This is a genomic window from Massilistercora timonensis, from assembly GCF_048354975.1.
In the GTDB taxonomy this organism is placed as follows: domain Bacteria; phylum Bacillota; class Clostridia; order Lachnospirales; family Lachnospiraceae; genus Massilistercora; species Massilistercora timonensis.
The window spans coordinates 1-14,512 of the sequence record NZ_DBGCJQ010000010.1 but is presented as its reverse complement, the minus strand read 5'-3'; the positions used below and the strand labels follow the sequence as shown (position 1 = coordinate 14,512).

The 14,512-nt window shown below is 53.9% G+C and carries 14 protein-coding genes; 2 read left to right on the top strand and 12 right to left on the bottom strand.

Annotated features, from left to right (window positions below):
* The 5 genes from ACML7B_RS00675 to ACML7B_RS00655 form a co-directional block, all read right to left on the bottom strand.
* The coding region (locus ACML7B_RS00675; RefSeq protein ID WP_418538838.1) for an LON peptidase substrate-binding domain-containing protein at positions 1-1,302 on the bottom strand (1,302 nt) is incomplete at its 3' end.
* 100 nt (positions 1,303-1,402) lie between these two features.
* The gene (clpX, locus tag ACML7B_RS00670) at positions 1,403-2,665 is read right to left on the bottom strand and encodes an ATP-dependent Clp protease ATP-binding subunit ClpX (protein ID WP_106788762.1); all 1,263 of its coding nucleotides are present in this window, start codon (positions 2,663-2,665) and stop codon (positions 1,403-1,405) included.
* Positions 2,666-2,705: 40 nt separating this feature from the next.
* A complete protein-coding gene (clpP, locus tag ACML7B_RS00665; protein ID WP_106788763.1) occupies positions 2,706-3,287 on the bottom strand; it encodes an ATP-dependent Clp endopeptidase proteolytic subunit ClpP in 582 nt (193 codons plus the stop codon).
* Between the two features lie 36 nt (positions 3,288-3,323).
* A complete protein-coding gene (gene tig, locus ACML7B_RS00660; RefSeq protein WP_346706927.1) occupies positions 3,324-4,610 on the bottom strand; it encodes a trigger factor in 1,287 nt (428 codons plus the stop codon).
* Between the two features lie 113 nt (positions 4,611-4,723).
* The gene (locus tag ACML7B_RS00655; protein WP_418538836.1) at positions 4,724-5,272 is read right to left on the bottom strand and encodes a DJ-1 family glyoxalase III; all 549 of its coding nucleotides are present in this window, start codon (positions 5,270-5,272) and stop codon (positions 4,724-4,726) included.
* A 128-nt stretch (positions 5,273-5,400) separates the two neighbouring features.
* On the opposite strand from ACML7B_RS00655, the gene ACML7B_RS00650 reads away from it, so the two are divergent.
* On the top strand, positions 5,401-5,844 hold the full coding sequence (locus tag ACML7B_RS00650) for a CYTH domain-containing protein (RefSeq protein ID WP_418538834.1): 444 nt from the start codon (positions 5,401-5,403) through the stop codon (positions 5,842-5,844).
* A 117-nt stretch (positions 5,845-5,961) separates the two neighbouring features.
* Positions 5,962-6,360 (top strand): helix-turn-helix transcriptional regulator, encoded by a 399-nt coding sequence (locus tag ACML7B_RS00645; protein ID WP_346706924.1) that lies wholly within the window; start codon positions 5,962-5,964, stop codon positions 6,358-6,360.
* Here the strand turns inward: ACML7B_RS00645 and ACML7B_RS00640 are convergent.
* From ACML7B_RS00640 to ACML7B_RS00610, 7 genes are all read right to left on the bottom strand, one after another.
* Positions 6,357-7,565, bottom strand: coding sequence for an aspartate kinase (locus tag ACML7B_RS00640; RefSeq protein WP_346706923.1), 1,209 nt, complete (start codon positions 7,563-7,565; stop codon positions 6,357-6,359). The two genes, ACML7B_RS00645 and ACML7B_RS00640, sit on opposite strands and share 4 nt — an antisense overlap.
* Complete coding sequence (locus ACML7B_RS00635; protein ID WP_418538833.1) at positions 7,559-8,770, bottom strand: cofactor-independent phosphoglycerate mutase; 1,212 nt, start codon at positions 8,768-8,770, stop codon at positions 7,559-7,561. Before ACML7B_RS00635 ends, ACML7B_RS00640 begins: the two co-directional genes overlap by 7 nt.
* Positions 8,771-8,772: 2 nt before the next feature.
* Positions 8,773-10,011 (bottom strand): homoserine dehydrogenase, encoded by a 1,239-nt coding sequence (locus ACML7B_RS00630; RefSeq protein WP_418538830.1) that lies wholly within the window; start codon positions 10,009-10,011, stop codon positions 8,773-8,775.
* Between the two features lie 12 nt (positions 10,012-10,023).
* A protein-coding gene (prfB, locus tag ACML7B_RS00625; protein WP_418538829.1) for a peptide chain release factor 2 occupies positions 10,024-11,131 on the bottom strand; the annotation gives its coding sequence in 2 pieces (ribosomal slippage) (positions 10,024-11,055 and positions 11,057-11,131; 1,107 coding nt in all).
* Positions 11,132-11,159: 28 nt separating this feature from the next.
* Positions 11,160-13,727: a preprotein translocase subunit SecA gene (gene secA / locus ACML7B_RS00620; RefSeq protein WP_418538827.1), complete on the bottom strand. Its 2,568-nt coding sequence runs from the start codon at positions 13,725-13,727 to the stop codon at positions 11,160-11,162.
* 153 nt (positions 13,728-13,880) lie between these two features.
* Complete coding sequence (locus tag ACML7B_RS00615; protein ID WP_418538825.1) at positions 13,881-14,399, bottom strand: hypothetical protein; 519 nt, start codon at positions 14,397-14,399, stop codon at positions 13,881-13,883.
* 3 nt (positions 14,400-14,402) lie between these two features.
* Positions 14,403-14,512: LPXTG cell wall anchor domain-containing protein (locus ACML7B_RS00610; protein WP_418538839.1), on the bottom strand; the 110-nt coding region annotated here is incomplete at its 5' end.

Below are 14,512 nucleotides of genomic sequence, written 5' to 3'. Positions count from 1 at the left end.
GCTCACCTTGTCGATCTCATCCAGCAGCATCAGGGGATTCTTCACTTTGGCCCTGCGGATCGCCTCCGCAATCCTTCCCGGCATCGCGCCTACATAAGTCTTCCGGTGTCCCCGGATCTCCGCCTCGTCCCGGACGCCGCCAAGCGAGATCCTGACATAAGGCTTCTTCAGCGCCCGGGCCAGGGATTTGGCAATGGACGTCTTACCGGTTCCCGGAGGTCCTACCAGACAGAGGATGGGCACATCTCCCTTCCGGGTCAGGGCGCGGACCGCCAGAAACTCCAACACCCGCTCCTTCACCTTCTCCAGGCCATAGTGATCCTCGTCCAGCACCTGCTTCGCATAGGCGATATCTTTGTTGTCCCGGCAGGTCTTATCCCAGGGAAGCTCCAGCATGGTCTCGATATATGTCCGGATCACGCCTGCCTCTGCCGGGCTGTTCATAGAATTACGAAACCGTTTGATCTCTTTGGAGATCTTCTCCTTCACCTCCGCCGGGGCCTTCAGAGCGTCTGCCGCCTGCTGGAATTCATCTGCGTCGGAAAGAGTAGTCTCGTCTCCCAGTTCCTCCCGGATCAGCTTTAATTCCTCCCGGAGGATATACTCCCGCTGGTTCTTGTCCACCCGCTCCTTGATCTTAGTCTGCAGCTCATCCTTGATATTCTGCACCCGGATCTCCTGCACTACCTTATAGGACAGAAGCTCAAACCGCTTCCGTACGTCCGGCTCCTCCAGAAGCTCCTGCTGTTCTTCACAGCGAAGAGGCAGGTTGGCCCCGATCAGGTCCACCAGTTTCCTGAGATCCTGAGTCTCGTCGATCTGGGCTCCCAGTTCCTTCGCCGTCTTAGGGTTTTTAAGCATGTATTCCCGGAACAGATCCTTCAGTCCCCGCAACATAGCCTCCCGGTTGATGGACGTCTCCTGGGCATCTCCTTCCTCCAGGCTGTCCAGTTCATCCGGCACCACTTCCACGGAAGCATAGAGAAACGGCGTCTCCTGCTCCAGTTCTTCAATCCTTGCCCGAAGCTGCCCGGACACCAGTACCCGGGTGATCTTCTTGGGAAGCCTCAGCATCTGCTTGATGCTGACCACGCAGCCCATCTCATACACATCGGCGATTCCCGGATCTTCTACTTCTACATCCTTCTGGGCCGCCAGAAATAAAAGCTGGTCTCCTTCCATCGCCCGCTCGATCGCCTGGATGGATTTCTCCCGGCTCACGTCAAAATGTGTCACCATCTCCGGCAGCACTGCCATTCCCCGCAGCGCCACCATAGGAAGACTTAATCTTTCTCTCTCCATGTATTTCTTCTCTCCTGTCTGATCCCGGCCCTGTCAGAAGGCAGACCCGGCTTTATATGAAACGGGCGGGCACACAATCTCTGCACCCGCCTCATAATTCTTATGCACTTTCTGAATGGATCGCCCCGTGAACACACTCCGGCTCTCCAACCCCTTTTATCACATCTCTTGTGATCCTGCAGGACTTCAGCGTTTCATCCGAAGGCGCCTGATACATAATATCCATCATCGTTTTTTCCATGATCGCCCGTAAGCCTCTCGCCCCTGTCTTTCGCTTCAGGGAAGTCTCCGCGATCTCCTCCAGGGCGGAATCGTCAAAGATCAGGTCCACCCCGTCCATCTCCAGCATCTTCTGATACTGTTTCACAATAGCGTTCTTGGGCTCTGTCAGGATCCGGATCAGCGCTTCCTTATCCAGCATCTCCAAAGACACGGTCACCGGGACACGCCCTACCAGCTCAGGGATCAGGCCGTACTTCACCAGATCCTGGGGAAGTACCTGCTTTAAGAGCCGGTCTGTATCATGCTCGTGCCGGCTGGCGATCTCCACATTGAATCCGATGGATTTCTGATCCAGCCGCTTCTCGATCACCTTCTCCAGGCCATCGAACGCTCCTCCGCAGATAAAGAGGATATTGGTGGTGTCGATCTGGATCAGCTCCTGATGGGGATGCTTTCTTCCACCCTGGGGCGGCACGTTGGCCACCGTTCCCTCGATGATCTTGAGAAGCGCCTGCTGAACGCCCTCTCCGGACACATCTCTTGTGATGGAAGGATTCTCGGATTTCTTGGTGATCTTGTCGATCTCATCGATATAGATGATCCCGTATTCTGCCCGCTCCACGTCGCCGTCCGCCGCCTGGATGATCTTCAGAAGGATGTTCTCCACATCCTCCCCCACATACCCGGCTTCTGTCAGGGCCGTGGCATCCGCGATGGCAAAGGGCACGTTCAGGATCCTTGCAAGAGACTGGGCAAGAAGGGTCTTGCCGCAGCCGGTGGGACCCAGCATCAGGATGTTGCTCTTGCTCAGTTCCACTCCCAGATCCTCCCGGCCTGCCAGGATCCTCTTATAATGATTGTAAACCGCCACAGAGAGGACCTTCTTGGCGTCCTCCTGTCCGATCACATATTCATCCAGAAACGCCTTGATCTCTTCCGGTTTCAGCAGATTGATGTCCATGAAAGGACTTCTGCGTCTTCCCTCTTCATATTCCAGTTCTTCTTCGATGATCTCCGCGCAGACGTCCACGCACTCATCGCAGATATATGCCCCGTTTGGCCCTGCGATCAGCTTTTTGACCTGCGCCTGCGTCTTGTTGCAGAAAGAACATCTCACCTGGTCGTCGTTTCTACCTGCCATTCTATTCTTTCACCTCATAAATTCGGACATTCTAAGGAAACTAACGGCGTGTGATCACCTCATCGATCAGACCGTAGGCCTTGGCCTCTTCCGCTGACATGAAGTTATCCCTGTCCGTATCCCGCTCGATCACTTCCAGCGGCTGTCCGGTATTCTCCGCCAGGATCTGATTCAGTTTGTGGCGGGTCTTCAGGATATGCTCCGCCGCGATCTGGATCTCCGACGCCTGGCCCTGCGCTCCGCCGGAAGGCTGATGGATCATGATCTCCGCGTTGGGAAGCGCCAGCCTTTTTCCCTTTGTACCGCCGGAAAGCAGGAATGATCCCATACTTGCCGCCATTCCGATACAGATGGTCTCAATATCGCACTTGATATACTGCATGGTATCGTAGATCGCCATCCCTGCCGTCACAGATCCTCCCGGACTGTTGATGTACAGGTGGATATCCTTCTCCGGATCCTCTGCCTCCAAAAACAGCAGCTGGGCCACGATCACGCTGGCAGATACATCCGTTACTTCCTCCCCCAGGAAAATGATCCGGTCCTTCAGAAGTCTGGAATAAATATCATAAGAGCGCTCGCCGCGGCTGGTCTGCTCAATGACATAAGGTACTAAACTCATAGATTCTATGCCTCCCGTCTGCTTCTTTTGCGTCTGTTATTTCTCTACTGCATTCTCCGCCAGGAAGGTAACTGCCTCCTGGACAGCCATATCTTCTTTCATCTGTTTTTTCTCAGCGTCGCCCATGAACTCTTTGAGCTTATCAACTTCCATCTTGTAGGCTTCCGCCATCTTCGCCAGCTCTTCGTCCAGCTTCTCGTCGCTGATCTCGATGTTCTCTGCCTTGGCTACCGCCTCCAGCACAAGACGAGTCTCAATGCGCTTCAGCGCCTGAGGCTTCATCTCTTCCATCATCTTCTCCCGGTCCATTCCGGTAAACTGGAAGTACTGGTCCATGGTAAGACCCTGGGCCTGGATCCGCTGTGCGAACTCATCCATCATCTGGCGGGCCTGGGTATCAACCATTGCGTCCGGGATCTCCATGGTAGCGTTGGCGATGGCCTTCTCTACCGCCTGATCCTCTTTCTTACGCTTTCCGTCTGCAGCCTTCTGCTCTTTGATCTTTGCCTTTACATCGGCTTTATATTCATCCAGAGTGTCAAATTCGGAAACTTCTGCCGCGAATTCATCGTCGATCTCCGGGATCTCCTTGGCCTTGATCTCATGGATGGTACATTTGAACACTGCGTCTTTGCCCTTCAGGTCCTCTGCGTGATAATCCTCCGGGAAAGTAACCTTTACTTCGATCTCCTTCTCCGGCTCTGCCCCGATGAGCTGCTCCTCGAATCCGGGGATAAAGGATCCGGAACCGATGGTCAGCGGGTAGTTCTCACCCTTGCCGCCCTCGAACGCCTCGCCGTCCACGAAGCCTTCAAAGTCCAGGATGATCTCGTCTTTATCCTGTACCGGACGATCCTCTACCGTGATGGTACGGGCGTTCTTCTCCGCCTCTTCCTGGATCTTCGCGTCTACTTCCTTCTGGGTCACGCGGGTGGAAACCTTATCTACTTCCAGTCCCTTGTACTCGCCCAGAGTAACTTCCGGTTTGGTAGCTACCTGCGCAGTGAAGATAAAGGGCTTGCCCTTCTCGATCTGCTCTACGTTGATCTCCGGCTGGGATACGATCTCCAGCTCACACTCGTCATAAGCCTCAGAGTATGCCTTTGGGATCAGGCTGTTGGCCGCATCATCATAGAAAATCTCCGGTCCGTACATCTTCTCGATCATCTGGCGCGGTACTTTTCCCTTACGGAAACCAGGCATATTGATCTTGTTTTTCTGTCTCATATATGCGTTCTGGAGCGCTTTCTCCAACTCATCGGCGGACACTTCGATGGTAAGCTTCGCCATGTTTTTCTCTAATTTTTCTACCTGTAAATTCATTTTCCTCTGACTCCTCCTGTTTCTATCCCGCCTTCACCAGGCCGAAAACGGGCATATTTCAATACATTCACCAATGAAGTATAACACAAACCCCGCTAAATATCCAGCATTTTCTATTCGTATACGATGGACTCCGCGATTTCTTCTGCCTTCGCTCTCCCCTCCAGGATCTGGATCAGTTCCAGGGCGAAATCAATGGCGGTCCCAACGCCCCGGCTGGTGATCAGATTACCGTCCACCGTCACAGGCGCCCGGGTGATCACCGCTCCCTGGATCTCCTTCTCCATGGCCGGATAGCAGGTGACCCGCCTGCCCTTAAGAAGCCCCAGATCCGCCAGGATGGTAGGCGCCGCGCAGATCGCCGCCACATACTTGCCCTCCGCGGCAAAATCCGTCACTACCTTCCGGACCCCGCTGTGGGCCTTCAGGTTGGTGGTTCCCGGCATTCCTCCCGGCAGGACTACCATATCCGCCTCACCAAAATCCGCTTCCTCAAACAGATCCTCTGTCTGGACGTTGATCCCGTGGGATCCGTGCACCGTATAATCTTCCATGATGGAAACCGTATCTACATAAACCTTGGCCCGTCTCAGAAGATCGACTACCGTCAAGGCTTCTACTTCCTCAAAACCATCTGCCAGCAAAACATTTACCCGCTTCATTTCCCTTTTCTCCCTTCCTTTTATTCTTTTTGAAACTCAGCCTTATATCTGCATACTTATTTCAATATTAACACCGTTTACATTTAGTGTAAATACGTTTATGATAGATAAGGAAAGGATGATGGAATATGGAAATCGAACGCAAATATCTGGTCCAAAAGCTGCCGGAGGATCTTGATTCCTTCCCCTTCCGGGAACTGGAGCAGGGATATCTGTGCACCGATCCGGTGATCCGGATCCGCAGAGATGACGACCGGTATGAACTCACTTATAAATCCGGCGGGCTTATGGTCCGTGAAGAATACAACCTCCCTCTTACAGAGGAGGCTTACCAACATCTTCTGCCCAAGGTAGACGGCCGGCTGATTCGGAAACGAAGATACCGGATCCCTCTTACAGACACCCTCACCATTGAACTGGACCTGTTCCGGGGCGACCTGGCCCCCCTTGTACTGGCGGAAGTGGAATTCCCTGACGAGGCTTCCGCCAATTCCTTCACCCCGCCCCACTGGTTTGGCGAGGACGTAACTTTTTCTTCCCAGTATCACAACAGTAATCTCAGCAAAAAATAAGGCAACGATTTGTTGCCTTATTCTGGTTTGTAACGTTTTGACGCATAGTTACCTATTTATTGGACAAATTGCTATACTATCACTGTTACCATCGAATGACCGACGAAGGAGACTGCCATGTCCAATATACAGCTTGCCAACAACCTGCGTTACCTCAGAAAGAAACATGGACTGACTCAGAAGGCGCTGAGCAAAATGCTCAACATCTCCCGGCAGGCTTATTCCAACTACGAAACCGGCAAGCGGACTCCGGATCTGGATTCTCTCCTTTTTCTCGCCCGCTGTTACCGGGTCTCTCTTGACGCCCTGGTGCTGAAGAATCTTCCCGGCGCCCGCCGCCATTCGGAAGAATTGTCCGTTTCCCCTGTCTCCTATATTCTGGCCAAGAACAAAAAAACCGACGCCGCCATCTATCTCTCCCGGGAGGAAGTGGAAATAATCCAGATGTTCCGCTCCATCTCTCCGGAAAACAGACGGCTGGTCGCCGGCTTTCTCTCTAATCACAGACTCTCTTAATCATTGACCTCAAATCCGTCATGGACTGCGTTCATCGCCTTGTCGATATCCTTCTCATCCACCAGTACGGTGATCCGGATCTCAGAAGTGGCGATCATGTTGATATTGATCCTGGAATTATATAAAGATTCAAACATCTTTGCGGCGACTCCCGGATTACTCATCATCCCGGCGCCCACCACAGAAAGCTTGGCCACATGCTCGTCCCACACGATATCTTTGATCGTGAGACGTTCTTTGTTCTCCTCCAGGATGGCGATCGCCGCCTCCATGTCGCTGGACGCCACCGTGAAGGAAATATCCTTCGTTCCGTCCCTTCCTACGGACTGAAGGATGATATCCACATTGATCCCTTTCTTCGCCAGCACATCAAAGATGCGGAATGCCACACCCGGCCGGTCCTCTACTCCGATCACGGAAATCCGCGCTGTGTTCGCGTCTGCCGCCACACCTGTCACCAATAGTTTTTCCACGCTTGCTACCTCCTTGACAACCGTTCCCTCTGTCTCATTCAGACTGGAACGCACTACCAGTTCCACATTGTATTTTTTCGCCATCTCCACGGAACGGTTATGGAGAACCTTCGCCCCAAGACTTGCCAGCTCCAGCATCTCGTCATAGCTGATGGCATCCAGCTTGCGGGCGTTCTTCACGATCCGCGGATCCGCCGTATAGATCCCGTCTACATCCGTATAGATCTCACATTTATCTGCATGGAGCACCGCCGCCAGGGCCACTGCCGTGGTGTCGGATCCGCCCCGGCCAAGGGTTGTGATATCATCGTATTTGTTCACTCCCTGGAACCCGGTGACGATCACGATCTTGCGGGAATCCAGTTCATGCTGGATCCGCTCGGTGTCCACCCGTTTGAACCGGGCATTTCCATATCTGGATGTGGAATGCATCCGAACCTGGAAGGCATTCAGGGACACTGCCGGCACATCCATGGCGTGCAGCGCCATGGCCATCAGGGAAACAGACACCTGCTCGCCGGTCGTCAGGAGCATATCCATCTCCCGCTGTTTCGCCCTGGGATTGATACTCCTGGCCAGTTCGATCAGATCATCCGTGGTCTTGCCCATGGCGGACAGGACTACCACCACATCGTGGCCTGCTTTGTAATCCTCCATACACCGCCTGGCTACATTATAGATTCTTTCCTTATCAGCGACTGAAGTGCCGCCGAATTTTTTTACGATCAGCATAGCTCCTCCTGTAATAAATGACTGATCAGGCGGTAGCCTTCCGGCCAGTTCCTGCCGGTGGCTTCCCCTGTCTTCTCACAATATGCTTCCTGTCCCTTCACCGGATGGGTGCTGTCATACAAGAGATAGGGAACCGCCTCTCCGGTATGGGTGCGCACCTCGATGGGCGTGGGATGATCGGGCAGCAACAGCAGGCGAAAATCTTCCCCTGCCTCCCGCAGGCTCTCCACCAACGGTCGTAAGACTCTCTGATCCACATTCTCAATGGCCTGGATCTTATCCTGGATCTGGCCCTGGTGTCCCATCTCATCCGGCGCCTCCACATGGATGTAGGCAAAATCATATCCCTGCCGGATCAGCGCCTCAGCCGCAGCAGCGGCTTTCCCCTCATAGTTGGTGTGAAGTCCGCCGTTGGCTCCCTCTACAAAAGCACAGTCCATTCCGGCTCCTACCGCGATCCCTTTCAGAAGATCTACCGCAGAGATCATGATCCCTCTCTTCCCGGTCCGCTCCTGGAAATCAGGAAGAGACGGTTTCTTCCCTGCTCCCCAGAACCAGGCGGAGTTGGCCGGATGAAGCCCCTGTCTCCTGCGCGCCTCATTGATGGGGTGATGCTCCAGGATCTCATAGCTTTTCTCCATCATCTCCCGGAAGACGGGATCCTCCGGCAGATATTCTTCAATCTTCCTGCCCAGCACATCATGGGGCGGCGTCAGATCCAGGATCCTGCCTTCCTTCCAGATCAGAAGGTGCCGGTAGCTGGTTCCCACATAGAAGGAGAACCCCTCCTGCTTCAGGCCCTGTTCCAGTGCTTTCAGAAGCTCCGCCGCATCCTTTGTTGCGATCTCGTCCGAACTATGGTCCAGGATGGTCCGCTCCCCGTAGGGAACATCTTCTTCCGACAGCGTCACCAGATTGCAGCGGAAAGAGACGTCGCTCTCCTCCATCTCCACTCCGATGCTCAGCGCTTCCAGCGGAGAGCGCCCGGTGTAGTAGATCCTGGGATCGTATCCCATCACCGACAGATTCGCCGTGTCGCTTCCCGGCGCCATCCCTTCCGGCACCATGGAGGCCATCCCCAGCTCAGACACCGGCGCCAGTTCATCCATCACCGGCGTCTCTGCTGCTTCCAGTGTAGTCTTCCCATCCAGTTCCGACAGCGGTCTTCCCGCCATCCCATCACTCAGCACAACCACATATTTCATATCTATTCTCCTGCTTCATCCAGGTCTTCGATCCGGATCATATGAAGGATCTGATCCTGATACCCTTTCGCCCGGTCCTCATACGCTCCCTCTGTCATCACGCAGGTGGTAAAGCCGAATTCTCCGTCAAGCCCAGGCACCTGCACAACTTCCACCTTGCCAAATGTCTTCTCCAGCCCGGGAAGCATTTCCTTCGCCTCTCCCTTCATCCGCACGAAGAATCTCCGGGAAGCGTCCGCCTTGTCCTCGATCTCAAGCTTCTCCTGCTTCCACATGGTCATCACGTTCCGGTTCAGGTTCTTGGCTTCCTCAACCACGTCGGCCACCACCGCGCTGGCTGTAGGAAGTTTCCCTGCGCCGCTTCCGTAGAACATGGCGTCTCCCAGCACATTACCATGGACAAAGATGGCGTTGAACACGCCGTCCACGCTGTAGAGCGGATGTTCCGGGTAGATCAGGCAGGGCGCCACGATGGCGTGCAGTTTCTCTCCCTGCCGCTTGCTGGAGGCAAGGAGTTTGATGGTCATGCCCATCTCTTTGGCGTACTTCATATCTTCCACTGTGATCCGGGTGATCCCTTCACAGTAAATGTCTTCAAAATCCACCTGCTGCCCGGAGATCAGCGAAGACAGGATGGCGATCTTGCGGCAGGCATCGTAGCCTTCCACATCCGCTTCCGGATTCTGCTCCGCAAATCCGTTGGCCTGGGCCTCCTTCAGCACGGTGTCATAATCTGCGCCTTCGTAGAACATTTTCGTCATCATATAATTGGTAGTCCCGTTGAGGATCCCGGTGATCTCCTCGATCTCATCCGCTGTGAGAGAAGAGTTCAGCGGACGGATGATCGGGATCCCGCCGCCCACACTTGCCTCAAACAGGAAATTGATATTCTTCTCTCTGGCAATGGACAGCAGTTCCGCCCCGTGTTTGGCGACCAGCGCCTTGTTGGATGTGGTCACGCTCTTTCCCGCCAGAAGACAGCGCTTTACAAATGTGTATGCAGGCTCGATCCCTCCCATGACTTCCACTACGATCTTGATCTCATCGTCATTGACAATGGTCTCAAAATCATGGATGATCTTCTCCTGCACCGGATCTCCGGGGAAATCTCTCAGATCCAGCACGTATTTGATATTCAGTTCTTCCCCGATCCTCTGATTGATCCTCTTTCCGTTGGTGTTGATGACTTCCACCACGCCGGAACCTACCGTTCCGTATCCCATTACCGCAATATTTACCATAACTTCCTCCCTTTATGTGTTCACTGTTTCTTTTAGATACGCGTTAATAAATAAATCGATGTCTCCGTCCAGCACGGCGCTTACATTGCCGGTCTCCACATTGGTCCTGTGATCCTTCACCAGAGTGTAAGGCTGCATCACGTATGACCGGATCTGATTGCCGAATCCGATCTCTTTTACCTCTCCCCGGATATCGGAGACCTTCTCCGCCTGCTCCTGCTCTTTCAGAAGCTTCAGCTTTACCTTCAGCATCTGCATGGCTTTCTCTTTATTGTGGTGCTGTGACCGCTCATTCTGGCACTGCACCACGATCCCCGTGGGAAGATGGGTGATCCGGATAGCAGAAGAGGTCTTGTTGACGTGCTGCCCTCCGGCGCCGCTGGCCCGGTAGGTATCGATCTTCAGATCATCATCCGCGATCTCAATATCGATATCATCCTCAATGTCCGGCACCACATCGCAGGAGGCAAATGAGGTCTGTCTCTTCCCCGCCGCGTTAAACGGCGAGATCCGGACCAGCCGGTGCACTCCCTTCTCCGACTTCAGATACCCGTAGGCGTTTTCTCCGTTTACCTGGAAGGTCACGCCCTTGATTCCGGTGATATCCCCATCCAGGAAATCCAGTACCTGAATGGAAAATCCTTTCCGCTCCGCCCAGCGTGTGTACATCCGGTACAGCATCCCGGCCCAGTCGCAGGACTCCGTCCCGCCAGCCCCCGCATGGATGGTCACGATGGCGTTACAGCCGTCGTACTCCCCGGAGAGCAGGGTGCGGGTCCGCAGTTCTTCAAACTGCGTCTCAAATCCCTGGATCTCACTTTGGATCTCCTTCACCATGGAATCGTCATTTTCTTCATATGCCATCTCGATCAGGACCAGGATGTCCTCCCGGACGGCGAGAAGCCCTTCCATCTCTTTGACCAGCTCCTGAAGGCTCTTTAATTCCTTCATCACCTTCTGGGACTCCTCCGGGTCGTCCCAGAAGCCAGGTTCTTCTATCTTGCGTTCCAGTTCCTGGATCCGCTTCTCCTTGCCGGAGAGGTCAAAGTGAATCCCTCACTTCGGCAAGAGGTTCTTCATAGGCGTTCATCAGACTTTTGTACTGATCTAATTCGACCATCTTGTCACCTCATTTCTTCATTCACATTCTATTTCTTGCGGCCGCAGCACTGCTTATACTTCTTGCCGCTTCCGCAGGGGCAGGGATCATTGGGGTAGATCTTCTTCTCCGCCCGCTTCTTCGGCGCTTTCGCCGCAGAATCATCCTTGTTGGTCCCGGTCACCTTGGCCACCTGCTCTCTCTCCACTTTCTGCTCGATGCGGATGTGGAACAGGGAACGGACTGTATCTTCTGTGATGCCCCTTGTCATCTCGCCAAACATATCATAGCCCAGCATCTTGTACTCTACCTTGGGGTCTCTGTGGCCGTATGCCTGCAGACCGATGCCCTGACGAAGCTGATCCATATCGTCGATATGGGCCATCCACTTGGCATCGATGACTCTCAGAAGGATCACCCGCTCCACTTCTCTCCAGTGCTCCGGCTCCGGCGCTTCTGCTTCCTTAACTTCATACGCCTTGGCCGCCCGCTCCTTCAGGAAATGTTTCAGTTCCTTCTGGCTCATATTCCTGACGTCTTCTTCCCGGATCAGAGCCATGGGGATCGTCTTGTGGATCGTTAAGTTCAGTTCAGTCAGATCCCAGTCCTCGCTCTCCTGATCCGGAGAGATCAGCATATCCACCGTATTCTCAATGTAGTCATTGATCATGTGGAAGATGGAATCCCGCATATTCTCGCCGTCCAGAACCCGGCGGCGCTCTTCATAGATGATCTCCCGCTGCTCATTCATGACCTGATCATATTCCAGCAGGTTCTTACGGATGCCAAAGTTATTGCTCTCAATCTTCTCCTGTGCCCGCTCAATGGCGCTGGAAAGCATCTTGTGCTCGATCTGCTCGCCTTCCTCAACGCCCAGCGTATTGAAGATATTCATCAGACGCTCTGATCCGAACAGCCGCATAAGATCGTCTTCCAGGGAGATATAGAATCTGGACTCACCCGGGTCTCCCTGCCGTCCGGAACGGCCCCGCAGCTGATTGTCGATCCGCCGGGACTCATGCCGCTCAGTACCGATGATCTTTAATCCGCCGGCCGCTCTTGCCTCGTCATCCAGCTTGATATCCGTACCACGTCCGGCCATGTTGGTGGCAATCGTGACAGCATCATGAATACCTGCCTGTGCAACGATCTCCGCCTCCATCTCATGGAACTTGGCATTCAGTACGTTGTGCTTGATCCCCCGGCGCTTCAGCATACCGCTTAAGAGCTCGGAAGTCTCGATGGTGATGGTGCCCACCAGCACCGGCTGGTGATTGGCGTGGGCTTCCTCGATGGCATCGCAGACTGCCTTGAACTTTTCTTTCTTCGTTTTATATACCGCATCCTCCAGATCCTTACGGATAACCGGCACATTGGTAGGGATCTCGATCACGTCCATCCCGTAGATCTCCCGGAACTCCTTCTCCTCTGTCAGGGCGGTACCGGTCATGCCGGCCTTCTTCTCGAATTTATTGAACAGGTTCTGGAAGGTGATGGTGGCAAGGGTCCTGCTCTCTCTCTTCACCTTCACATGCTCCTTGGCCTCGATCGCCTGATGAAGACCGTCAGAATACCGGCGTCCCGGCATGATACGTCCCGTGAACTCATCTACGATCAGCACCTCGTCATCTTTCACCACATAGTCCTTGTCGCGGAACATCAGGTTGTGGGCCCGCAGGGCCAGGATGATGTTGTGCTGGATCTCCAGATTCTCCGGATCTGCCAGGTTCTCGATGTGGAAGAATCTCTCCACCTTCTTCACACCGTCTTCCGTCAGATTGATGTTCTTCTCCTTCTCATTGACGATGAAATCTCCGGTCTCCTCGATCTCCTCACCCATGATGGCATTGATCTTGGAAAACTCCCCGCTGGCCTCTCCACGCTGCAACTGGCGGGCCAGGATGTCGCAGGCCTCATAAAGGCTGGTGGATTTGCTGCTCTGACCGGAAATGATAAGAGGCGTCCGCGCCTCATCGATCAGCACCGAGTCCACCTCGTCGATGATGGCATATTTCAGACCTCTCTGCACCAGGTTCTCCTTGTAGATCACCATGTTGTCACGCAGATAATCAAAGCCCAGCTCATTGTTGGTCACATAAGTGATATCACAGTTATATGCCGCCCGGCGCTCGTCATTGTCCATACTGTTGAGCACCACGCCTACCGTCAGACCCAGGAATTCATGGACCTGTCCCATCCACTCCGCATCACGCTTGGCCAGATAATCATTCACCGTTACAATGTTGACTCCCTCTCCGGTCAGCGCATTCAGATAAGCCGGAAGCGTGGCCACCAGGGTCTTACCTTCACCGGTCTTCATCTCCGCGATCCGTCCCTGATGCAGGATCACACCGCCGATCAGCTGTACCCGGTAGTGCTTCATACCCAGCGTCCGCGCCGCCGCCTCCCGGACAACAGCAAAAGCCTCCGGAAGGATATCGTCCAAAGTCTCGCCCTCCGAAAGCCTCTCTTTAAATTCTCTGGTCTTCTCCCGGAGCTCACTGTCAGAAAGAGCCTGCATCTCCGGCTCCATGGCCTCGATCTCATCCACGATGGGATAGACCCGCTTCAGCTCATTCTCACTGTGTGTTCCAAAAATCTTTTCTATCAAACCCATGCCAGATATAAACTCCTTATCCTAAATTTACTCATTCTCCATTCTAACACTAACCAAAAGCCAATTCAAGCTGTTTACAAAGTGTTCACATTTCCAGCAGGACGGATGCCAAAAGGGACGGGAAACCTGAAATGTTTTCCCGCCCCTTTTCTCTTAGTCGGAGGACGTATTGCCAAATGGATGTTCCCGGGCCCACTGAGGATCTTCCTTTGCTTTTTGTTCCCATGCCCGGTACTCCCTCAGGAAGCCGCCATGGATCTCCTCTTCCCCTTTCTTTCTTGCCGCCACAGCCTCTTCAAAGGTATTGTAGACCCCAAGATAGATCCGCTTCCCCCGGAAGCCGATACTCACTCTGTATTTCCCGGAAGGTGTGCAGAACACACCCCGGAAGCCGCTTTTATTATCCTTCCTGTATTTTCGCTTCTCCAGGAATTCCACACAGGTGCCGTCCACCCGGTGAAGTCTTTCCCTTATCTTCTCCTGGTTTTCTTTCTTCAGGCAGCCGCAGCTCTTGCAGATCCCGCCCATAAGACTGGCCGCCGACACTTCCACTTCCTGTCCGCAGTCACATCTGCAGATCCAGCAGACGGTCCCGTGCCGGTCCCGGTTTTCTGTGGGATACAGCGCCTTCAGTCTGCCAAACCGGCGCCCTGTAAGGTCTGTCATCTCCATCTGTTAGTTTTCTTTCCTGCGCCGGATCACTACTGTCAGGACCGCAGAGAAACCGGCCAGAAGGGCGAGTCCGCCCCAGAGCATGATATTGGAAGAATCTCCTGTCTTGGGAC